Below are 21,346 nucleotides of genomic sequence, written 5' to 3'. Positions count from 1 at the left end.
GGCGCGCGTCAGGAGTCGGCCAGGTCCTTGAGGGCGCGCAGGGTCGGCTCGTCCCTCACACCGGCGATCAGGAGGGTCGTCACCGGGCTGTCGCGCCAGAGTTGGAGGCGCTCCTTGATGCGGCCGAGCGGGCCGAGGAGGGAGATCGCGTCGGCCAGCTCGTCCGGGACGGCCCTGACCGCCTCGTCGCGGCGGCCGTCCAGGAACAGCTCCTGGACGCGTTCGGCCTGTTCGGCGTAGCCGAGCCGGCCGATCAGGTCGAGATGGAAGTTGCGCTCCCGGGCGCCCATCCCGCCGATGTAGAACGCGAGCGGGATCTTGGCGAACGCCAGTGCCGAGTCGAGGTCGTCGGTGACGATGGTGGTGACGGTCGCGGCGATCTCGAAGCCGTCCGGCCGGTTCCGGAGGGATTCGCCGAACACCGGCTCGATCTGGGACGGGTCGACGAACAGCGGCAGCCAGCCCTGCGCGACCTCGGCGGACAGCGCGACGTTCTTCGGGCCCTCGGCGCCCAGGTAGACGGGGATCTCCGGCCGGAGGGGATGGACGATCGACTTCAGCGGCTTGCCGAGCCCGGCGCCGCCGGGACGGGGGAGTGGATAGTGCGGCCCGGCGCTGGTCACCGGGGCCTCCCGCCGCCACACCTGCCGGACGATGTCGAGGTACTCGCGGGTGCGGGCGAGCGGCTTGGGGAACGGCTGCCCGTACCAGCCCTCCACCACCTGCGGGCCGGACGCCCCGAGACCGAGGATCATCCGCCCGCCCGACAGCGCGTCCAGGGTGAGCGCGTGCATCGCGGTGGCCGCCGGGGTCCGCGCCGACATCTGGACGACCGCGGTACCCAGCTTGATCCGGGACGTGCGGGCCGCGTACCAGGTCAGCGGGGTGAACGCGTCCGAGCCGTACGCCTCGGCGGTGAACACCGAGTCGTAGCCGCAGCGCTCGGCGGCCAGCACCGTCTCGGTCTGGTCGTCGGGGTCGCGCTGCCAGTAGCCGACATTGATGCCGAGCTTCAGTTCCGCGGTCACGGTCCACCCTCCGGTCGTCGACGCACGGCGATACTAGAACACGTTCTATTTTTCTGGAAGGGGACACGGTGAGGGGCCGCGGCGTGGCTCGCCGCGGCCCCCGGCCGATTGCTAGCTTTCCTTGATCGCGTCCAGCAGGCCCCGCCATGCGGACGGCGTCAGCACCAGGGCCGGGCCGCCTGGGTCCTTGGAATCGCGCACCGCGCGAAGATGGTGGGACAGTGGCGCCACCTCGACGCACTGGTCGCCGCTTCCGCTGTGGGACGACTTGCGCCAGACGGCGCCGGTGAGGGCGCGCTGCAGGTTGGTCACGGGCTACTCCTTGCTACCTCGGCTATGAGGTGCGCGGATTCCTCGACGGACAGGGCTGCCGCCTCGATCCGATCGAAGCGGTCCCTATGTTTTGCTATTGCCTCGGCACTCTCAAGGTAAACGTCACCCATGGTGCCCTCTACGTAGGCGATATCGGGGTCTGCGGGGTCCGGATACGACAGGATGGTGAAACGTCCGTCTAGGCCCGCATGCTCCCCAGCCGTATACGGAAGTACCTTAATCATCACGGTTGGGTGGGTTTTCGCGGCGGTTGCGAGGGCGTCCAGCTGGCCGCGCATCACCTTCTCGCCGCCGATCGGGCGGTGCAGCACCGCCTCGTCGAAGATGACGTGCAGCCGCGGCGCGTCGGCGCGGTCCAGCAGCGACTGCCTGATCTTGCGGGCGGCGATGCGGCGCTCGATGTCCTCCTGGGCGGGCAGCAGCCGGCCCGCCGTGATCACGGCGCGGGAGTACGGCTCGGTCTGCAGCAGCCCGTGGACGAGTTGCGGGTCCCAGGTCCGGATATGGGACGCCTCGTCCTCCAACGCGACGTAGCTGCCGGCGAAGACGTCCTGGTAGGCCGTCCACCAGCCGCGCTGGCCGGCCTGTCGGGCGAGGGTGATGAGCGCGTCGCGATCCGGGCTCGGGACTCCGTAGAGGTCGAGGATGTCGGCGATGTCGCCGGGCTTCGGGCGGGTCTGGCTGGTCTCTAGGCGGGAGACGGTGGCTCGCGACCAGTCCAGCCGGTCCGCCACCTCCTGCAGGGTCAGGCCCTGCTCCTCGCGCAGCTTGCGAAGCTCCCGCGCGAGGCGGCGACCGCGGACGGTGGGGCGGTAGGTCATGGCAGTGGAGTCTTACGACTCTTGACCCGCGTCACAACGCGATTGGGAAACACGGCAGGTAGGACGGGGGAATTCCACGGAGATGGTTGCGATCGTGAGAATCTCACGAGAGTCTGGAACGAGTGACCGGCTGAGGACGCACAGTGACAGCGGGCGGTCGCGCACCGGGCACGTAGACCGCGGGAGGACCCGTGAAAAGTACGCCGGCCGACTTTACGGCGGACACCCATGCCGACGCGACCACCGAGACCGACGTGAGGACCATGGCGGACGCGGCGTCCGCGGCCGAGGCGGCGGGGACCCGCGCGGAGGCTCCGGCCGGCCGCGGGCCCGGATGGGCGTGGGCGCTGCCGGGCGGCCCCGGCTGCGCGGGCCACGCCCGGCGCGTCCTGCATGACGCGCTCGCCTCGCTGGACGTGCCGCCGGACGCGATCGCCGACGCGCAGCTCATGGTGAGCGAGCTGGCGACGAACGCGCACCAGCACGCGGGCGCGCACGGCCCCCACGAACTGTGGCTCTACCTGGACGAAGGGGAGACCCGGGAGGTCCGCTGCGCGGTCTTCGACGCGCTCGCCGACGCCGCGCTGCCCGGCTACTCGTGGACGTCCGGCGACTGCGGGCGCGGGCTGAGCATCGTCCGGGAACTGTCCGGGGGACGCTGGGGGCTGCGGCGCACGCTGTCCCGGCTCGGCCCGCCCGTCCGCGGCAAGGCCGTCTGGTTCGCCGTCCCCGGCGCCGCTCGCCCGGCGGCGGGGCCCGCATAGCGCCGTCCCCCGGGGACGGGCGCCGGTGGCTCACCTCGACGGCCTATTCTGTGCGGGCGGCCCGCGCGGCGCGGGCGAGGTGAGGGGGAGCGCGCGTGAACGCCTTCGAGGGGACCGTGCGCCTGGTGGGCGGCCGGCTCGTCCTCCGCCCGTTCGGCCTGGACGACGCCGCCGCGCTGATCGAGGTCATCCGTGCCAAGGAGGACTTCCTGCCGCCCAACTTCCCGGCCGTCCTTGAGGCCGAGCCCATCGCATGGTTCCTGCGGGAGGGCGTCCACAAGGTTCAGCAGTTCGGGATGGGCATCCACTTGGCCGTGACAGAGCGCTACACAGGCGACCTCGTCGGCACCATTGGGCTGTTCAAAGTGGACTGGACGCATCTGACGTCAGAGGTCGGCTACGGGATGCGGCCAAGCGCGCGCGGGCGCGGCTACGCCACTGAGGCGCTCTCACTGGTCTCCGACTGGGCACTGCACAACTGCGGGCTGTTCCGCATCGAACTCCGCGCGATGGTCACCAACCACGCCTCCATCCGCGTCGCCGAGAAGGCGGGCTACCTGCGTGAGGGGGTCGCCCGCGGTGCCGAACGCGACGCGGACGGCATCAGCCGCGACATGATCGTTTTCAGCCGGATCGCGTCCGATCCGCCGTGCCGCGGCGTGCCGCGTCCGCGCCCGGACGGCGCCTCCGCGAGGCTCGTCGCCGACGAAGAGGGGGAAGGGCACCAGTGACCGCCACGGACCGGACGCTCGTTCTGTACGGGGAGGGCGCGCGCGAGACCGCCCGCCGGATGCTGCCGAAGTTGCCGGAGGCGTGTTTCGTCCCGGCCGGCGCGGAGCGCGTGCGTGCGGCGGCCGGGAACGCGGCCAAGGACGGGCTCACGCAGGTCGTCCTGGTCGCCGGCATGGACGACCTGGTCGCGGTGCTGGGCGGCGCGGCGGGCCTGCTGGAGTCGATCACGCTCGACATGGACTGCGGGGTCGCGCTGGCCGGTGCGGTGGCGCGGGCCGCGTCGGTCCAGGACGCCTACAGGCTGTGGGAGGGCGCGGGCAGGCTCGGGCCGTGCGGACGGGAACTGTGCCGCCGGACGGCCGGAGCGCTGGAGCGCCTCACCGCCGAGGCGGCCGGCGTGCCGCACAGCCCGGTCGCCGCCCAGGTCGTTCTGGTGGACGCGTCGGGCGAGCGCATGGTCGGCATGTACGGGCGCATGGCCCGGTAGATGATGGGCGGGCAGGACGATGCTTACGGTCGTCGGCCGCGATGGTTCGCCGCTCTCTCAGGCGGCCCAGGCGGCTGTGGAGAGCGCTGACCTGGTGGTGGGTGAACCTGGCCTGCTGGACGGCCTGCCCCTACCGCCGAATGTTCGCCGGGTGGCCACCACGGACGTCATAGAAGCGCTGCAAGGGGTCGATGTCGTCGAGCAGGATGTCGTGCTCGTCGTGGACGGTGATCCGGGCTACTTCGGTGTCGTCCGCGAACTCCTCGAACAGGGGCACGCGCCGGAAGCCTTCCCGGCCACGCCCCAGGTGGCGCGGGCTTTCGCCCAAGCGGGACTGCCCTGGGAGGACGCCCTGGTCGTCTCTGCCAGGGACGGGCATCTGAGGCAGGCCGTGAACGCGTGCCGTGCTCATCCGAAGGTGGCCGTGCTGACCGGGCCCGGCGCCGGGCCGGCAGAACTGGCGCGCGCGCTGTTCCCCGTCACTCCGCGCTCGTTCGTGGTCTGCGAGAACTTGGGCGGGCCTGGGGAGCGGGTCGTTTACGTCCGTCCGGCGGAGGCGACCACTCGTCCTTGGAACAACCCCGATGTGGTGCTCGTCCTGGACAATCGTCGCGCGCTGGGGGAGGCGGGCTGGAGTTCGGGGCCCCCGCGCGCCCCCGCCGGTTGGGCGCTGCCGGAGGACGCCTTCGGTGACGGCCCCGGCCTGCGTCCTGACGTCCGGGCCTTTGTGCTGGCCAAGCTCGGCCCCGGAATCGGCGACATGGTGTGGGACGTGGAGTCCGGCGACGGCTCGGTGGGCATCGAGTGCGCGCGCTTCGGCGCCGCCGTGGTCGCCGTCGACCGCGACTACGCGACGTGTGAGCGTGTTCGGGAGAACGTCCGCCTGTACGGGGTCAAGGTCGCGCTGGCGGCCGGGGACGTCCGGTCCACCGCCGAGCACCTGCCCAGACCCGACGCCGTGTTCCTGGGGCAGGGCGGAGCGGAGAAGGTCCGGGTCTGCGCCGCCCTGAAACCCGCCCGCATGGTCGCCGTCGTGGCGCCCGGCGACGTTCAGGCGGTCCTGGACGTCCTGAACGAGCGGGGCTACCTCCCCGATGCCATCCGGCTCCAGGCCACGCGCCTGAACCCGCCGGAACCGCCCGGAGACCCGGTGATCGTCGTCTGGGGAAGCCGGGACGCTCGGAGCGCCGCGGCGCGGCCGTCCCGGACGCATCGTCCCATCGAGACCATCCCCGCCCTGCCCGGCGAGGCGGACATACCTCCCCGCAAGGCGTGACACCCTGGTACCCCGTCCGGGACAAGCATCCGGTGCACTGGAGGAGCGCAGTTGACCGTCCGTCAGCCCCACCCGATCGAGGTCCGGTCGTATGAGATCCTGCGGTCCCGCGTCGACCTGTCCCCGATGCCGCCGCTGTGGCGGGCCGTCACCGAACGGGTGATCCACGCCACCGCCGACCTGGAGTACGCGGTGGACCTGCTGACCACGGAGGAGTCCCTCACCCGGGGCTGGGCCGCGCTGCGCGACGGGGCGCCGATCGTCACCGACGAGGGCATGGTCGCCGCCGGGATCACCGCCCGGGAGACGATCTGCCACACCGCCGACCCGGCCGCCGCCCGGATGGCGCGCGCCGCCGGCATCGCCCGGTCCGCCGCGGCCGTCCGGCTGTCGTACGCCGAGGTCGGGCCGGGCGCGGTCTGGGTGGTCGGCTCCGCGCCCGAGGCGATCTTCGAGATCATCGCCCGCCGGGTGGACCCGGCGCTGGTCATCGGCATGCCGGTGGGCTTCGTCGGCGCCTGCGAGGCCAAGGAGGCGCTGCGCGCCAGCGGGCTGCCGCAGCTCAGCAACGTCTCGGAGAAGGGCGGGTCCGCGGTCGCCGCGGCGGCCGTCAACGCGCTGCTGTACTACGAGGTGGGACGCGCATGAACCCCGGTCTGCGTCATCACGGAGACGCGGAGGTCGGCGAGGGGCTCGCCGACTTCGCCGTCAACGTCCGGACGGGCACGCCGCCGCAATGGCTGGCCGAGCGGATCAGGGCGTCCGTCGCGGGCCTCGCCGCCTACCCCGACCCGCGTCCCGCCCGCCGGGCGGTCGCGCGCCGGCACGGCAGATCCGCCGAGGAGGTACTGCTCACCGCCGGTGCCGCGGAGGCGTTCGTGCTGCTCGCGCGGGTCCTCACGCCGCGCCGGGCGGTGGTCGTCCACCCGCAGTTCACCGAGCCCGAGGCCGCGCTGAGGGCCGCCGGGCACGAGGTGGAGCGGGTCATCCTCAGCAAGGACTTCACCCTGGACCCCTGCCTGGTCCCGGACGACGCCGACCTCGTCGTGGTCGGCAACCCGACCAACCCGACCTCGGTCCTGCACCCGTCCGGCGCCATCACCGCCCTCGCCAAGCCAGGCCGGACGGTCGTCGTCGACGAGGCGTTCATGGACTGCGTCCCAGGTGAACCGGAGTCCCTCGCAGGCCGGCTGCCGACGGGGGTCGTGGTCATCCGGTCCCTGACCAAGACATGGGGCCTCGCTGGGCTCCGCGCCGGGTACGTCCTGGCCGATCCTCATCTGGTGGGACGGCTCACAGAAGCGCAGCCGCTCTGGGCGGTGTCCACCCCCGCGCTCGTCGCCGTCGAAGCGTGCTCCACGCCGGAGGCCGTCGCCGAAGCGGAGGCGTGGGCCGTCGAACTCGGCGCCGAACGCGACCGGTTGGCCGCGGAACTGACCGCACGCGGCCTCTATGTCGTCCCGGAGGCACGAGCATCCTTCCTGTGCCTGTGCGTGCCGGACGCTCTCGGCATCAGGGCCCTGCTAAGGCAGCGTGGTTACGCCGTGAGGCGCGGCGACACGTTCCCAGGACTCGGTTCCGACTGGCTACGGATCGCCGTGCGCGACCGCCAGTCCAACGACCGGCTGCTGGAAGTGCTCGGTGAGCTCGGCATATGACCCTCGGCATGTGAACTTCGGAGAGGACCCTGTGAACCTGATCGAGGAGACCATCGCCGCCATCGGCCCGCTGAACGAGGCGGCCATGCGGGACGCCCGCGACCACCAGTCCCGGCTCACCAAGCCGCCCGGGTCGCTCGGCGTCCTGGAAGAGGTGCCGGTGCGGCTCGCCGGGCTGGCCGGGCAGTGCCCGCCGCCGCTGCCCGAGCCCGCCGCCGTCGCCGTGTTCGCCGCCGACCACGGTGTCCACGCCCGGGGCGTCTCCCCATGGCCGCAGGAGGTCACCGCCCAGATGGTGGCGAACTTCCTGGCCGGCGGCGCCGTGGTCAACGCGTTCGCCGCCCAGGTCGGCGCCGGGGTCACCGTGGTCGACGTCGGCATCGCCACCGACCTGGACGCCGCCCCCGGCCTGCTCCGGCGCAAGATCGCGCCCGGCACCGCCGACATGACGCGGGGCCCCGCGATGACCGCGGACGAGGCCCGCCGCGCCGTCGAGGCCGGTATCCGGGTGGCCCGTGAGCTGGTCACAAAAGGCGCCCCCGCTGAGGCCGGGGGTGTGGGGGGTCCCCCCTCGAACAGCGCCGGAGGCGCGCGCTGCCTGATCACGGGTGACATGGGGATCGCCAACACCACCGCGTCCGCCGCGCTGATCGCCGCCTTCACCGGCCTGCCGGCGGAACGTGTCACGGGCCGCGGGACCGGCATCGACGACGCCACCCACGCCCACAAGGTCGAGGTCGTCCGTGAGGCCCTGACCCGGCACGGCCTCCTCCCGGGGCACGGCAAGGAGCCCATGGAGGTCCTCGCGGCGGTCGGCGGGCTGGAGCACGCCGCGATCGCCGGATTCGTCCTCGGCGCGGCGGCGCTGCGCGTCCCGGTCGTGCTGGACGGGGTGATCGCCGGCGCCGGCGCCCTGGTGGCCGCCGCGCTGGCCCCGGACGCCCTCGGCGGGTGCGTCGCCGGGCACCGCTCGGCCGAGCCGGGCCACACCGCCGCCATCGAGGCCCTCGGCCTGCGCCCACTCGTCGACCTGGAGCTCCGGCTCGGCGAGGGGACCGGCGCGCTGCTGGCGTTGCCGCTGGTCCAGGGTGCGGTACGGGTCCTGCACGAGGTCGCCACGTTCGACTCGGCGGGCGTCAGCGAGAAGGACGCCGGGCGGCCGTAACGACGTGATCACGGGTTGAGTCACGCTCGGCTATCGACTGGGCGCGGCCCCTCTCCATGGACTCCGCAACCCGAGTACCTTTGTTCCACAAAGAAACTTGCCGGTCACCGTCGTCCGCAAGCCGTCCGCAAGCGAACAGCCCGCGCGTCCCCCACCAGTCACCCGATCGAGAGAACCACCACGTGCCCCCGTACCTGCTAGGCCTGCGACTCGGCGGGCGACGCGTCCTCGTCGTCGGCGGGGGCCGGGTCGCCCAGCGCCGCGTGCCCGCGCTGCTGGACGCGGGCGCCGACGTCGTCGTCGTCTCGCCGCACGTCACCGCCACCCTGGAGGGCCTCGCCGAACGCGGCCGGATCACCTGGCACCGGCGCCCCTTCGAGCCCGGCGACTGCGCGGGCGCCTGGCTGGTGCAGGCCGTCACCGACGACGCCAAGGTGAACGGGGACGTGGTGGCGGAGGCCGACGCCGCGCGGATCTGGTCCGTGCGGGCCGACGACGCCGAGTCGTCCCCGGCCTGGACGCCGGCGAGCGGGCACGCGGGCGATGCGACCGTCGGGGTCCTGCTCGGCGGCGATCCCCGCCGGGCCGCCGGCATCCGGGACGCCGTCGTGGAGGGGCTGCGCGACGGCGCGCTCGAATCCCGGCACTCCCGGCGCAAGCCCGCCGGTGTCGCGCTCGTCGGCGGCGGCCCCGGCGACCCCGGCCTGATCACCGTGCGCGGGCGGCAGCTGCTCGCCATGGCCGATGTCGTGGTCACCGACCGGCTCGCTCCCGGCGGCCTGCTGGACGAGCTGGCCGCCGACGTCGAGGTGATCGACGCCGCCAAGATCCCCTACGGGCGGACCGTCGCCCAGGACCACATCAACGCCTGCCTCGTCGAGCACGCCCGGCGGGGCCGCTTCGTCGTCCGGCTCAAGGGCGGCGACCCGTTCGTGTTCGGCCGCGGCGGCGAGGAGGCGCTGTACTGCGCCCGCCACGGCGTGCCGGTCACGGTCGTCCCCGGCATCACCAGCGCGGTCGCCGTGCCGTCCGCCGCCGGCATCCCGGTCACCCACCGGGGCGTGTCACAGGAGTTCCACGTCGTCTCCGCGCACGTCCCGCCGGACCATCCCGACTCGACCGTCGACTGGGCGGTGCTGGGCCGCGCGAACGGCACGCTCGTCCTGCTCATGGCGGTGGAACGGATGGCACTCATCGCATCGGCCCTCATGCGCTATGGTCGGTCGTCCGACACGCCGGTGGCCGTGATCCAGGACGGCACCCTGCCCGGCCAGCGGACGCTGACGGCGACGCTGGGCACAGTAGCGGGTGAGATGGCCGCCGGTGAGGTCCGGCCCCCGGCGATCGTGGTCGTGGGCGACGTCGTCAATGTGGCACGAGAGATCGACATGATTCGAGCGGACATGGGACGGGATCCGTGACACCCCCGGCAGAGCGAAGCGCGGTCCACGATGAGGAGGCCGCCGGCCCGGAACGCGGGGTCGAGGACTCCGCGGCGCCCGGCCGGGATGCCGTGCCCGAGAAGGACGCCGTGTCCGAGAAAGACTCCCCTGAGACGCCCCGGGAAGATGCTCCCGAGCAGGCCGCCGAGCCCGGCAGGGCCAAGGGCGGCCGGCGCCGCGCCCCCCGCGGCGGCGGCGCGGCCGGCGGCGGCACCGTCCGCAAGGCCGAGCTGATCCGGGCCCTGACCGCGCTGCGCGAGCAGCTCGGCTCCTTCGACCTGCTGCTGGACGTTCCCGGCGTCCAGCAGGCCCGCGAGGCCCGCGACGAGCTGCGCGGCCAGCTGGCGGACTACGTTCTCCCGCGCATCCAGGCCGCCGGCGCCCCCATGCTGGTGGTCCTCGGCGGATCGACCGGCGCCGGCAAGTCCACGCTGGTCAACACGCTCGTCGGCGCCCGGGTGAGCGCCACCGGCGTGCTGCGGCCCACCACGAGCAGCCCGATCCTGGTCTGCCACCCCGACCACACGCGGTGGTTCATGGAGGGGCCGCTGCTGCCCGGCATGGGACGGGTCCGGGGCCCCGCGCCCGACGCCATCGCGGGTGACCAGCTGGTCGTCATCGGCAGCGACGCCCTGCCGCCCGGTCTCGCGCTCCTCGACAGCCCCGACTTCGACTCCGTCTTCGAAGACCACTACGAGTTCGCGACCAAGCTGATGGCCGCCGCCGACCTGTGGCTGTGCGTCACCACCGCCGCCCGGTACGCCGACGCGCAGGTGTGGCAGATGCTCCAGCGCGCCAAGGAGAACGGCGCCACGATCGGCGTCGTCCTGTCCCGGGTGCCGGACGGCGCGGGGGCCGAGATCGTCGAGCACTTCGGGGAGATGCTGGACGAGCAGGAGGTCGGCGACGCGCAGCGCTTCACCATTCCCGAGACCCGTATCGAGAACAGCCGGCTCCCCGAGGAGGCCGTCGCGGACATCCGCGAGTGGCTGATCGGCGTCGCCGAGGACGTCGAGGACCGCGAGATCGTCATCAGCGACACGCTCGCCGCCGTCCTGGACAGCCTCCGCACCCGCGTCCCCGAGCTCGCCCGGCAGGTCGAGGCGCAGGTCGAGCAGCGCGCCGAGCTGGCCCGCGAGGTCGAGGCCGGATACGGCACCGCCCTCGCCGAACTGGACGAGGCCACCCGCAACGGCTCCCTGCTGCGCGGCGAGGTCCTCGCCCGCTGGCAGGACTTCGCCGGCACCGGCGACCTGCTGCGCTCGCTGCACGCCCAGCGGCCCCGGCGCGGCCGCGCCGCGAGCCGGCGGGCCGCCCGCCGCAGCCCGGCCCGGGTGCGCGCGCTCAAGGCGGCGCTGCGCAGCGGGCTCGAATCACTGATCATGGCGTCCGCGGAGCACGGTGCCGAACAGGTCCTGGAGCGCTGGCGCGCCCACCCGGCCGGGGCCCAGGTCCTCGCCGGGATGGAGGGCGACCTCGCGCACGTCTCCCCGGAGCTGTCGCGCCGCGTCACCCGGGCCGTCAGCTCCTGGCAGGACCACGTCCAGGAGCTGATCCGCACCGAGGGCGTCACCAAGCGCTCGGTCGCGAAGCTGGTCTCCTTCGACACCGAGGCGGTCTCGCTCGTCCTGATGATCGGCCTGCTCGGCTACGGCACGTCCGACGTCGCGGTCGAGGGCGGCAACAGCGCCGTCCCGCAGCGGCTGCTCAAGGCGCTGTTCGGCGCCGAGTCGCTGCGCGGCATGGGCGCCAAGGCCCGCGCCGACCTGCGCAGCCGCATCGGGATGCTGTTCGATGAGGAGGCCATCCGGTTCGGGCAGGTGCTCGACTCCGCGGGCATCCCCGACGAGACCGTCCCCGTACAGCTGTACCAGGCCACCTACAACCTTGAGGTTGCCCGATGACCACCTCGGCCCTCCCCGCGAACTCGCCGGCGGGAACCGGCGGCGTTCCGTCCCTCGGCGCGAACGGGTCCGCGCCCGCCGCGGCGTCCGCCGGCCCGCCCGGGCTGGTCGACCGGCTGGGCGGCCTCGAACGGCTCGTCCGGGCCGGCGTCGGGCGGCTCGACCAGCCCGTCCTGGAGGAGGCCGGCGCGCTGCTCGACCGGGCCGGGCAGCGGCTGCGGCTGTCCGGCGAGCACACCGTCGTCACCCTCGCCGGCGGCACCGGCAGCGGCAAGTCGTCCCTGTTCAACGCCATCTGCGGGCTGGAGCTGTCACCCACCGGGCTGCGCCGCCCGATGACGTCCAAGGCGCACTCCTGCGTCTGGGGGCTGGACGGTGCCGGGCCGCTGCTCGACTGGCTCGACGTCGACAAGCAGCACCGCTACGCCCGTGCCAGCGCCCTCGACCTGGAGCGGGGCGACGCCGGCCTGCAGGGCCTCGTCCTGATCGACCTGCCCGACCACGACTCCATCCAGGCCGTGCACCGTGCCGAGGTCGACCGGTTCGTCGCCATCGCCGACCTGCTCGTCTGGGTCGTCGACCCGCAGAAGTACGCCGACGCGGCCCTGCACCGCAACTACATCGTCCCGTTCGCCCGGCACACCGGCGTCACCCTGATCGTCCTCAACCAGGTCGACCGGCTCGCCCCGCACGAGATCGAGGACTGCGTCGCCGACCTGCGCCGCCTCCTGGAGGCCGAGGGCCTCGCCGACCCGCGGATCGTGACGGCGTCCGCGGTGGCCGAGGACGGCGTCCACGGCTTCCGCGAGGTCCTCATCGACACCGTCGCCGCCCGCCGCGCCCGTGCCCAGCGCCTCTCCGCCGACGTCGACCGGGTCGCCGAGCGTTTCACCGCCTACCGCTTCGACGCCGAGCCGCCCACCACCGTCGAGGAGAACCGCCGCGCCGAGCTGATCCAGGCCCTGACGGACGCCGCCGGCGCGCCCGCCGTCGCCGAGGCCATGGAGAGCGCCTACGAGCTGCGCGCCGCCGACTTCGTCGGCTGGCCCGTCGCCGCCATGATCGCCCGGCTGCGGTCGGACCCCCTGCGCCGGATGCGCCTCACCGAACTGCGCGAGGAACTCCGGGGCGCCTTCACCGGCCCGGTCGGCGCCCAGCAGGGCGACGTCGACAACGCGCTGCAGGCCGTCACCGGGGGAGTGGCCACCGAACTGCCGGCCCACTGGGGGCGGTCCGTGCGCGCGGCGGCCCGCTCCCACGCGACCGAGATCCCCGAAGCGCTCGGCGAGTCGCTGAAGGGGGCGCTGCCCGCGTTCAACGCGGTGCCGCGCTGGTGGTGGCTGGTCAAGACCTGGCAGTACTTCCTCGTCCTGGTGGCCGTCCTCAGCGTCGTGTGGATCGGCTTCCTCGTCGCCTACGGCCTGCTGGGCGCCGACGGCGAGGACCGGAGCGGCCTCATCGGGCAGGCCGGCCTGATCCCGTACGTGGCCGTCCTCGTGGTGTGCACGCTCGGGATGGGGTGGCTCACGGCATCCGCCTGCCGCAACCTGGTCGCGCTGTCGTCCGCCAAACACGGCGACAAGATGGAACATCACATGCGCCAGGGCATCGAACGCGTCGCGTTCGAGAAGGTCATCGAGCCCATCGAGGACGACCTGGAGGTCTACGCCCGCTTCCGCCAGGACGTGGACGTGGCTCTGGGCCGCTGAGTTATCCACAGTTCCACGAAGACCTTCGCCGCCCGCCCGCGCCGCGCCACCGTTGACGCGTAAGCGAGACGATGGAGGTCGCAGTGAACGAGGCACATGTCACCATCACCGGCTGGGTCGCCGCGGAGCCCCGCTACGCCGTAACTGCCAACGGAACGCCCTTCCTGTCGTTGAGGGTCGGCTGCACGCCCCGCCGTTTCGACCGGCAGACCAACCAGTGGCAGGACGACGAGTCACTGTTCGTGACCGTCAACTGCTGGCGGCACCTCGCGGACAACGTCAACGCCTCCGAACTCCAGCGGGGCACCCCCGTCCTGGTCACGGGCCGCCTGCGCGTCCGCCAGTACGAGCGCGACGACCAGTGGCGCTTCTCCGCCGAGGTCGAGGCCACGACGGTGGGGCCCGACCTGAACCGCGGCACCGTCGACTTCCGCCCCGCCCAGCGCAGCGGCCCCCTCACCGACGAAGACCGCAGGCTGGCCCGTGAAACCGCCGACCAGTGGGCCCTGACGGCTCCGGCGGAAGAGGAGGAGCCCAAGGCCGCCTGACCCGGCACCGCCGATGCCGCGATACCGGCGGAGTGCCGCCTGCCCGCGGCGTCCCGGCGAGGCCGGTTCGGCGGGTTGCGGCCGGCGGGCCGGTGGCGGTCGGCGCCCCCGCCGCCAGGGGCGGGGCGGTCAGGGGCGTACGCTCCGGTCAGATCCAGGAGACGGCGCGCATGGCGATTCCCCCTCGGATTCCCCCGCGGACGTGCTGAGCACCGCGATTTCGCGGTCCCGATGCCGGTGACCGGTCGGTCGCCGGCATGTGCCGTCCCGAAGGTACCCGTTTCACGTCCGTTCCGCACGCGTTGCAACTATCGTGTTACACATCGTGAGGCGCGTAAGGGGGAAGGATGACGGCTGTGCAGTCGTCCGCCGAGGACCGTGGTGGGGAGCTGGCCGGCAGGCCGGGTCGCCGGGCGCGATGGGGGCGTCCGTCCCTGCTCGTGGTCTATGTGCCGGTGGTCGTGGCCGTTCATCTGGGGCTCACCGTGGCGGGGCTGCTGACGACCTCGTTCCGGGGCGATGACCTGATGACGTTCGCGGCCCTGCTGGCGTGCGGGGCGGTGTGCATCGAGGCGACCCGGCGGCTGGGCATGCCCGCCGGTGTCGCCCGCGACCTGCTGTCGGCCTGGTGGCTGCCGGTGGCGCTGCTGCTGCCGCCGGTGTACGCCCTGCTGATCCCGGTGCCGCTTCAGGCGCTGCTGCAGTTCCGGGTGCGCCGCACGCTGGCCTACCGGCGGGCGCTGGTCGCCGCGGCACTGGGCATCGCCGGCGCGTGCGCGTCCGTGGTGTTCCATCTGGTGGTGCCCGATCCGCTGGAGGGGGCGCCGCGTTGGGTCGTCGAGGCCTATCCGGGCATCCCCGCCGCCTTGGGCTGCGCGGCCCTGTTCACCGTGGTGAACGCGGCGCTGGTCGCCGTGGCGGCCCACGCGGCGAACCCCGAGAGCCGGTGGCGGGACGTCCTGTGGACCCGGGAAAGCCTGCTGCTGGACGTGGTGGAACTCTGCGTGGGCGTCCTCGTGGCGATCACCAGTGCGCTGTCCCTCGGTCTCCTGCTCCTCGCGCTGCCCCCCGTGGTGCTCCTGCAGCGCAGCCTGATGTACCAGCAGCTCCAGGCCGCCGCCCGGACGGACGCCAAGACGGGCCTCCTGAACGCCGCGGCCTGGCAGCGGGAGGCCGACACCGAGTTGTCGAGGGCCCAGCGCGGCCACGGCGCCGTGGCCCTGCTGCTGATCGACATCGACCACTTCAAGCGCGTGAACGACACCCACGGCCACCTGATCGGCGACCAGGTCCTGGTCGGGGTGGCCAGCACCCTCTGCCACCAGCTCCGCGACTACGACGTGGTGGGGAGGTTCGGCGGGGAGGAGTTCGTCGTCCTGCTGCCGGGTGCCGACACGGTGGAGGCGTGCCGGGTGGCCGAACGCCTGCGCGGCCGTGTCCGCAGGCTGGCCGTCCCCACGGAGGAGGGCACGGTCACGGTCACGGTCTCCGTTGGGGTCGCCCTGTTCCGCACCCACGGCCAGGACCTTCTCGAGCTCTTGGCCGCCGCCGACCTGGCTCTGTACCGCGCCAAGTCGTCCGGCCGTGACCGGGTGTGCCTCCCCGCTCTGGACGGTCCCGCGGCGTCCGGCGCCTGAAACCGGCGGGCCGGGCTGGGGCGACGCGAAAAACAGCCTCGCGGACCCCCTAGTCTTAAGGCATGGCCGAGTACATCTACACGATGCAGCGTGTGCGCAAGGCACATGGCGACAAGGTCGTCCTGGACGACGTCACCCTGCATTTCCTTCCGGGCGCGAAGATCGGCGTCCTGGGGCCGAACGGCACCGGTAAGTCGACGCTGCTGCGGATGATGGCCGGTCTGGAACAGCCCTCCAACGGCGACGCGCGCCTCATGCCGGGCTTCACCGTCGGCATGCTCCAGCAGGAGCCCCCGCTGAACGAGGAGAAGGACGTCCTCGGGAACGTGCAGGAGGGTGTCGCCGAGACCAAGGCGATGCTCGACCGGTTCAACGAGATCGCCGAGAAGATGGCGACGGACTACTCCGACGAGCTGATGGAGGAGATGGGCAAGCTCCAGGAGCAGCTCGACCACCGCAACGGGTGGGACCTCGACAGCCAGCTCGAACAGGCGATGGACGCGCTGCGCTGCCCGCCGCCGGACGCCGAGGTGACGAAGCTGTCGGGTGGTGAGCGCCGCCGCGTCGCGCTGTGCAAGCTCCTGCTCGAAGCCCCCGACCTGCTGCTGCTGGACGAGCCCACCAACCACCTGGACGCGGAGAGCGTGCAGTGGCTGGAGCAGTTCCTGGCCAAGTACGAGGGCACCGTCCTGGCCGTCACCCACGACCGGTACTTCCTCGACAACGTCGCCACCTGGATCCTGGAGCTCGACCGGGGCCGCTGCTACCCCTACGAGGGCAACTACTCCACCTACCTGGAGAAGAAGGCCGACCGGCTCAAGGTCGAGGGCAACAAGGACGCCAAGCGCAAGAAGCGACTCCAGGACGAACTGGAGTGGGTGCGGTCCAACCCCAAGGCGCGGCAGACCAAGAGCAAGGCCCGTCTGGAGCGGTATGAGGAGATGGCCGCCGAGGCCGCCAAGCACCGCAAGCTCGACTTCGAGGAGATCCAGATCCCGCCGGGCCCGCGCCTCGGCAACACGGTGATCGTCGCCGACAAGCTCACGAAGGGGTTCGACGACCGCCTCCTGATGGACGACCTGTCGTTCAACCTGCCCCCGAACGGCATCGTCGGCATCATCGGCCCGAACGGCGTCGGCAAGACCACGCTCTTCCGCATGATCGTCGGGGAGGAGCAGCCGGACGCGGGCGAACTGCGCCTCGGCGAGACCGTCAAGGTCTCCTATGTCGACCAGAGCCGCGGTGGCATCGACCCCAAGAAGACGGTGTGGGAGGTCGTCTCGGACGGTCTCGACCACATCAATGTCGGCCAGGTCGAGATGCCGTCCCGCGCCTACGTCGCGGCGTTCGGTTTCAAGGGCCCCGACCAGCAGAAGCCTGCGGGCGTCCTGTCGGGCGGTGAGCGCAACCGCCTCAACCTGGCGCTGACCCTCAAGCAGGGCGGCAACGTCCTCCTGCTGGACGAGCCGACCAACGACCTGGACACCGACACCCTGTCCAGCCTGGAGAACGCGCTCCTCGAATTCCCCGGCTGCGCCGTGATCACCTCGCACGACCGGTGGTTCCTGGACCGCATCGCCACTCACATCCTCGCGTGGGAGGAGGGCTCGAACTGGTTCTGGTTCGAGGGCAACTTCGCCGACTACGAGAAGAACAAGATCGAGCGTCTCGGCGCCGAGGCCGCCCGTCCGCACCGGGTGACCCACCGCAAGCTCACCCGCGACTGACCGCCCCCGCTTCCCCGACGGCCGCGTGATCCCGCCGATCACGCGGCCGTCGCGCTGAGCACGCGCGTATTTCGCGCACCCCTGACGCGAGCGAGCCGAATTTGGTTCGTGGCGATTTTGAATGGTTGTCTGTTTCGAGAGTTTCCATTCTGTTTCGATCTTGACTTGCCGTATCAGTGCAGGCCGGCGGGAGTCGCCGCCGCGTCCCCCCGCCCTCGGGCGGACGGGGAAGGATCGGTGCACGCACGTCCGGGAGACCGTCCCCGCGGACGGGGTCCTCAGTGACACGCAGATCCAGGAGTCGAGCCGCCACGCCGCCCAGTGCATCACCTGCCTGGCGGAGTTCGTCGCCCTGCTCAGGACCGCCGCCGCCGGCCTCCCACCGGGCGCCTTCCGCGACGGGTAACATCGGGCCGACCCCTGTTCCCAAACCCCGGGCGAGGACATGCAGCGGATGCCTCCGGCCGAGTACCGGCACGTCTACGAGTTCAACATCCGGTTCGGTGACATCGACTCCCAGGGCCATGTGAACAACGTCAAGTTCCTCGGCTACCTGGAGGACGCGCGGCTGGAGATGTTCCACGGCGACCCGGTGCGCAAGGGCGAGAAGCCCGTCCGCGGCATGGTGATCGCGCGGCACGAGATCGACTACCGGCTGCCGCTGCTGCCGACCGTCTACCCGATCCGCGTGGAGACGTGGGTGACCGAGGCCCGCGCGGCCTCGTTCAAGCTGGCCTACGAGGTGCGGGACGACGAGAACGTGTACGCGGAGGCGACCTCGACGCTCGTCGCGTTCGACGTCGAGTCGAACCGGCTGCGGCGCTTCACCCCGGAGGAGCGGGAGTTCATCGGGCGTTACGTGGCGCCCACCGCATGACGGCGCTCGCCGGGGTAAACGGTGCCCCGTCCTGATCAGCCCGGCGACAGCCGAGCCGTCACGGATAGGTAACAAGCGCGACAGCAATCCGCTTTCCGCCCCCTTTTCCTCTAGTGTCGCGACGCGAATGTGGAGAACCCACGTGAAAGGGGCACAATGCGGCGCGTCTCACGAGGAGCGATGGCACTGCTGCTCGCCGCGGGAATGACCGGAGCCGGCGCCACCGCGGCGCAGGCGGCGGTCACCGCGCGGGCGGGTGCGGCCGAGGCGGGCGACATTCTCGCCCAGCTCAAGGCGATTCCCGGAATGCAGGTGACGGAGAAGACCTCGAAGATTCCCGGCACCCGCTGGTTCTGGCTCGAATACCGGCAGCCCGTCGACCACCGCAACCCCGGGGGGCAGTGGTTCGAGCAGCGCGTCATGCTGCAGCACAAGTCGGCGGACAAGCCCATGGTGCTCTACACCAGCGGCTACCACACGCCGGAAGTGATGTTCACCTCCGAGCCGACGGCACTGGTCGACGGCAACCAGATCTCGGTCGAGTACCGGTACTTCACCCCGTCCCGTCCCGAGCCGGCGGACTGGAAGAAGGACACGATCTGGCAGGCCGCCACCGACGAGCACCGCCTCATCGGCGCACTCAAGACCATCTACCAGGGCAAGTGGATCTCGACGGGCGCGAGCAAGGGCGGCATGACGGCCGTCTACCACAAGCGCTTCTACCCGCACGACGTGGACGGCAGCGTCGTGTACGTCGCGCCCAACGACGTCGACAACAACGACGACATCGCCTACGACAAGTTCTTCAAGACGGTCGGCAGCGACCCCGGATGCCGCGCGCACCTCAAGGCGCTCGCGCGCAAGTTCCTCGAACGCCGCCCCGAGATGCTCAAGCGCTTCAAGGCCGCCGCGGACAGGCAGGGCCTCACGTTCACCATCCTCCGTACGCAGGACCGCGCGTTCGAGAACTCGGTGATGGACTACGAGTGGGGCTTCTGGCAGTACAGCCTGCAGTCCGACTGCGCGTCCCTGCCGCCGGTGGACGCCTCCGACGACGCGCTCTACGAGTCGCTCGACACCGTCTCCGGGCTGTCCTTCTACAGCGACCAGGGGCTTGAGCCGTACATCCCGTACTACTACCAGGCGGGCACCCAGCTCGGCTGGCCGTCGCCCAAGTTCAAGCACCTGCGGCCGCTGCTGCGCTACGAGAGCAGCTACCAGCCGCGCACCTACGTCCCGCGTGACATCCCGATGCGGTTCGACCGCGGCCGTGCCATGCGCGACATCGACGGCTGGGTCCGCCAGAACTCGAACCACATGCTGTTCCTCTACGGTGCGAACGACCCGTGGGGCGCCGAGCCGTTCCGCCTCGGCAAGGGCGCCCGTGACTCGGCCGTCTACGTGGCGCCCGGCATGAACCACAGCGCCCGCCTCATCGCCAGGCTGCCCGCGGACGAGCAGGCCAAGGCGATGGCGGACGTCCGGCGCTGGGCGGACGTCGAGGCCGGCGTGCAGGCCCTCAAGCAGGCTCCGCGCGCCGACGACCCGCTCCAGCTCCAGCGTCCGCCGCTGTAGCCGGAGACCGCCGCCGAATGCCCGCGGTGTGCCGGTGCGCGTCCCGACCCCTGGCCCGCACCGGCGCACCGCGTGAGCGTCTCAGGAGGGCGTGAGCCAGGCGGCGGAGTTGCCGGGGAGCAGGTCGCCGTAGAGCGGCGTGCTGGTCAGCAGCGGGGTGCCGGGCGGGAGGCGCACCGGGTTCTCGCCGCAGTTCAGCGCGCATATGAGCGGGCCGCGCCGAAAGCAGAGCGCCGTGCCGGGGGAGTCGAGCCAGTCGATGTCCTCCGGCAGGTCGTCCAGGAGGCGGCGGCGCAGCGCCAGCGCGTCGCGATACCACGTCAGCATGGAGGACGGGTCGGACGCCTGCGCCTGCGCGGTCATCGGCGCCCACCGCGCCGGCATCGGCAGCCACGGCCGGACACCGCCCGGGGAGAACCCGTACGGTTCGGTGTCGCCCGACCAGGGCAGCGGGACGCGGCAGCCGTCCCGTCCGGCGAGTTCCCCGTTCGTGCGCTCGAAGATCGGGTCCTGCCGGGCCTCGTCCGGCAGGTCCGTCACCTCGGGCAGGCCGAGTTCCTCACCCTGGTACAGGTAGGCCGATCCTGGGAGCGCCAAGAGCAGCAGCAGCGCCGCCCTGGCCCGCGCATGTCCGATCCCAGGGACGCTCTCCGGCCGCTCATACCGGGTCACGTGGCGGATCGAGTCGTGACTGGACAGCACCCATGTGGGTGCGGTGCCGGTGGGCGCGACGGCCTTCAACGCGGCGTCTATCACCTCGCGGAATGCCGCCGCCGACCACGGGGCCAGTTGCAGGTCGAACTGGAACACCTGGTGCAGTTCGTCGGGACGCAGATAGAGCGCGAGGTCTTCCGGGCCGTCCGTCCACACCTCGCCTATGGCCATGCGGTCGCCGTCGTACTCGTCCAGGATCCGGCGCCAGCCGCGGTACACGTCGTGGACTTCGGGACGGCTGTAGACGGGGCCGTTCAGGGCGCGGCTGTCCCGCCCGTTGAGGTCGCGGAGCGATTCGTCCTTGACCAGGCCGGCGGCCACGTCGATGCGGAACCCGTCCACGCCGCGGTCGAGCCAGAACCGCAGGATCTCCTCGAACTCGGAACGGACCTCCGGGTTGCGCCAGTTGAAGTCCGGCTGCTCGCGCGCGTACAGATGCAGGTACCACTCGCCGTCGTCCACTCGCGTCCAGGCCGGGCCGCCGAACGCCGACGGCCAGTCGTTCGGGGGCTGTATCTCGCCGGGACGTTCCCCTGGCCGTCCAGGGCGGAAAATGTAACGCGACCGCGCAGGTGACCCGGGCGGCGCGGCCAACGCCTCCCGGAACCAGGGATGCCGGTCGGACGAGTGGTTCGGGACGATATCGATGATCAGCCGCAACCCGTGCGCGTGCGCGTCCGCCACCAGGGCGTCGAAGTCGTGAAGCGTGCCGAAGCGCGGGTCCACGTCGCGGTAGTCGGCCACGTCGTAGCCGCCGTCCGCCAGCGGGGACGTGTAGAAGGGGGTGAGCCACAGCGCGTCCACGCCGAGGTCGCGCAGGTGGCCGAGCCGGGACCGGATCCCCTGGAGGTCGCCCTCACCGTCGCCGTCGGAGTCGGCGAAGCTGCGGACGTAGACCTCGTACACGACGGCGTGGCGCCACCACGGGATTCGCGTCATACACGCCGAT

The 21,346-nt window shown here is 72.0% G+C and carries 20 protein-coding genes; 16 read left to right on the top strand and 4 right to left on the bottom strand.

What is annotated here, in order from left to right:
• Positions 1-8: 8 nt before the first annotated feature.
• The 3 genes from ACQP1N_RS24780 to ACQP1N_RS24770 all read right to left on the bottom strand — a co-directional run bounded on the left by ACQP1N_RS24780 (position 9) and on the right by ACQP1N_RS24770 (position 2,182).
• On the bottom strand, positions 9-1,028 hold the full coding sequence (locus tag ACQP1N_RS24780) for an LLM class F420-dependent oxidoreductase (protein ID WP_067804689.1): 1,020 nt from the start codon (positions 1,026-1,028) through the stop codon (positions 9-11).
• 111 nt (positions 1,029-1,139) lie between these two features.
• The gene (locus ACQP1N_RS24775; protein ID WP_067804692.1) at positions 1,140-1,340 is read right to left on the bottom strand and encodes a DUF397 domain-containing protein; all 201 of its coding nucleotides are present in this window, start codon (positions 1,338-1,340) and stop codon (positions 1,140-1,142) included.
• Positions 1,337-2,182 carry a helix-turn-helix domain-containing protein gene (locus ACQP1N_RS24770; protein WP_067804695.1) on the bottom strand — a complete coding sequence of 282 codons (846 nt, stop codon included), beginning with the start codon at positions 2,180-2,182 and terminating at the stop codon, positions 1,337-1,339. The genes ACQP1N_RS24775 and ACQP1N_RS24770 overlap by 4 nt, the downstream gene beginning before the upstream one ends.
• A 191-nt stretch (positions 2,183-2,373) precedes the next feature.
• On the opposite strand from ACQP1N_RS24770, the gene ACQP1N_RS24765 reads away from it, so the two are divergent.
• The 16 genes from ACQP1N_RS24765 to ACQP1N_RS24690 all read left to right on the top strand — a co-directional run bounded on the left by ACQP1N_RS24765 (position 2,374) and on the right by ACQP1N_RS24690 (position 19,683).
• Positions 2,374-2,946: an ATP-binding protein gene (locus tag ACQP1N_RS24765; protein ID WP_067804702.1), complete on the top strand. Its 573-nt coding sequence runs from the start codon at positions 2,374-2,376 to the stop codon at positions 2,944-2,946.
• Positions 2,947-3,041: 95 nt separating this feature from the next.
• Positions 3,042-3,677: a GNAT family N-acetyltransferase gene (locus tag ACQP1N_RS24760; RefSeq protein ID WP_067804704.1), complete on the top strand. Its 636-nt coding sequence runs from the start codon at positions 3,042-3,044 to the stop codon at positions 3,675-3,677.
• Positions 3,674-4,165, top strand: a complete 492-nt coding sequence (locus ACQP1N_RS24755) for a hypothetical protein (RefSeq protein ID WP_067804707.1) — start codon at positions 3,674-3,676, stop codon at positions 4,163-4,165. The genes ACQP1N_RS24760 and ACQP1N_RS24755 overlap by 4 nt, the downstream gene beginning before the upstream one ends.
• A 19-nt stretch (positions 4,166-4,184) precedes the next feature.
• On the top strand, positions 4,185-5,441 hold the full coding sequence (locus ACQP1N_RS24750) for a bifunctional cobalt-precorrin-7 (C(5))-methyltransferase/cobalt-precorrin-6B (C(15))-methyltransferase (RefSeq protein ID WP_433226915.1): 1,257 nt from the start codon (positions 4,185-4,187) through the stop codon (positions 5,439-5,441).
• A 51-nt stretch (positions 5,442-5,492) separates the two neighbouring features.
• A complete protein-coding gene (locus ACQP1N_RS24745) occupies positions 5,493-6,089 on the top strand; it encodes a precorrin-8X methylmutase (protein WP_067804712.1) in 597 nt (198 codons plus the stop codon).
• Complete coding sequence (gene cobC, locus ACQP1N_RS24740) at positions 6,086-7,099, top strand: Rv2231c family pyridoxal phosphate-dependent protein CobC (RefSeq protein ID WP_433226913.1); 1,014 nt, start codon at positions 6,086-6,088, stop codon at positions 7,097-7,099. Before ACQP1N_RS24745 ends, cobC begins: the two co-directional genes overlap by 4 nt.
• A gap of 10 nt (positions 7,100-7,109) precedes the next feature.
• Positions 7,110-8,264 carry a nicotinate-nucleotide--dimethylbenzimidazole phosphoribosyltransferase gene (gene cobT, locus ACQP1N_RS24735; RefSeq protein ID WP_433226911.1) on the top strand — a complete coding sequence of 385 codons (1,155 nt, stop codon included), beginning with the start codon at positions 7,110-7,112 and terminating at the stop codon, positions 8,262-8,264.
• Positions 8,265-8,446: 182 nt separating this feature from the next.
• On the top strand, positions 8,447-9,685 hold the full coding sequence (cobA, locus tag ACQP1N_RS24730) for a uroporphyrinogen-III C-methyltransferase (protein ID WP_067804716.1): 1,239 nt from the start codon (positions 8,447-8,449) through the stop codon (positions 9,683-9,685).
• Positions 9,682-11,610, top strand: coding sequence for an AAA family ATPase (locus ACQP1N_RS24725; RefSeq protein ID WP_433226909.1), 1,929 nt, complete (start codon positions 9,682-9,684; stop codon positions 11,608-11,610). Before cobA ends, ACQP1N_RS24725 begins: the two co-directional genes overlap by 4 nt.
• Entirely contained in the window at positions 11,607-13,319 is a 1,713-nt protein-coding gene (locus ACQP1N_RS24720; protein WP_433226907.1) for an ABC transporter, read from the top strand. Before ACQP1N_RS24725 ends, ACQP1N_RS24720 begins: the two co-directional genes overlap by 4 nt.
• Positions 13,320-13,402: 83 nt before the next feature.
• A complete protein-coding gene (locus tag ACQP1N_RS24715; RefSeq protein ID WP_084263140.1) occupies positions 13,403-13,867 on the top strand; it encodes a single-stranded DNA-binding protein in 465 nt (154 codons plus the stop codon).
• A 347-nt stretch (positions 13,868-14,214) separates the two neighbouring features.
• The gene (locus ACQP1N_RS24710; RefSeq protein WP_433226905.1) at positions 14,215-15,504 is read left to right on the top strand and encodes a GGDEF domain-containing protein; all 1,290 of its coding nucleotides are present in this window, start codon (positions 14,215-14,217) and stop codon (positions 15,502-15,504) included.
• A 62-nt stretch (positions 15,505-15,566) separates the two neighbouring features.
• Entirely contained in the window at positions 15,567-17,231 is a 1,665-nt protein-coding gene (gene ettA / locus ACQP1N_RS24705; RefSeq protein ID WP_067801217.1) for an energy-dependent translational throttle protein EttA, read from the top strand.
• A gap of 160 nt (positions 17,232-17,391) precedes the next feature.
• Positions 17,392-17,637, top strand: a complete 246-nt coding sequence (locus tag ACQP1N_RS24700) for a hypothetical protein (protein ID WP_131732453.1) — start codon at positions 17,392-17,394, stop codon at positions 17,635-17,637.
• Positions 17,638-17,685: 48 nt separating this feature from the next.
• Entirely contained in the window at positions 17,686-18,108 is a 423-nt protein-coding gene (locus ACQP1N_RS24695; RefSeq protein ID WP_407642199.1) for an acyl-CoA thioesterase, read from the top strand.
• A gap of 180 nt (positions 18,109-18,288) precedes the next feature.
• Entirely contained in the window at positions 18,289-19,683 is a 1,395-nt protein-coding gene (locus ACQP1N_RS24690; RefSeq protein ID WP_242608674.1) for a S28 family serine protease, read from the top strand.
• A gap of 81 nt (positions 19,684-19,764) precedes the next feature.
• Here ACQP1N_RS24690 and ACQP1N_RS24685 read toward each other — a convergent pair whose 3' ends face one another.
• Positions 19,765-21,336 carry a glycoside hydrolase family 13 protein gene (locus ACQP1N_RS24685; protein ID WP_433226901.1) on the bottom strand — a complete coding sequence of 524 codons (1,572 nt, stop codon included), beginning with the start codon at positions 21,334-21,336 and terminating at the stop codon, positions 19,765-19,767.
• Between the last annotated feature and the right edge of the window lie 10 nt (positions 21,337-21,346).

The organism is Actinomadura formosensis (genome assembly GCF_050948385.1).
GTDB lineage: Bacteria > Actinomycetota > Actinomycetes > Streptosporangiales > Streptosporangiaceae > Spirillospora > Spirillospora formosensis.
The sequence above is the reverse complement of the archived record's forward strand: the minus strand, read 5'-3'. Positions and strand labels throughout refer to the sequence as shown.

Coding starts and splice junctions, on each gene's coding strand:
- ettA (WP_067801217.1), top strand. CDS start 15,567: ATGGCCGAGTACATCTACACGATGCAGCGTGTGCGCAAGGCACATGGC.
- cobC (WP_433226913.1), top strand. CDS start 6,086: ATGAACCCCGGTCTGCGTCATCACGGAGACGCGGAGGTCGGCGAGGGG.
- ACQP1N_RS24770 (WP_067804695.1), bottom strand. CDS start 2,182: ATGACCTACCGCCCCACCGTCCGCGGTCGCCGCCTCGCGCGGGAGCTT.
- ACQP1N_RS24720 (WP_433226907.1), top strand. CDS start 11,607: ATGACCACCTCGGCCCTCCCCGCGAACTCGCCGGCGGGAACCGGCGGC.
- ACQP1N_RS24690 (WP_242608674.1), top strand. CDS start 18,289: ATGGCACTGCTGCTCGCCGCGGGAATGACCGGAGCCGGCGCCACCGCG.
- ACQP1N_RS24695 (WP_407642199.1), top strand. CDS start 17,686: ATGCCTCCGGCCGAGTACCGGCACGTCTACGAGTTCAACATCCGGTTC.
- ACQP1N_RS24750 (WP_433226915.1), top strand. CDS start 4,185: ATGCTTACGGTCGTCGGCCGCGATGGTTCGCCGCTCTCTCAGGCGGCC.
- ACQP1N_RS24685 (WP_433226901.1), bottom strand. CDS start 21,336: ATGACGCGAATCCCGTGGTGGCGCCACGCCGTCGTGTACGAGGTCTAC.
- ACQP1N_RS24710 (WP_433226905.1), top strand. CDS start 14,215: ATGACGGCTGTGCAGTCGTCCGCCGAGGACCGTGGTGGGGAGCTGGCC.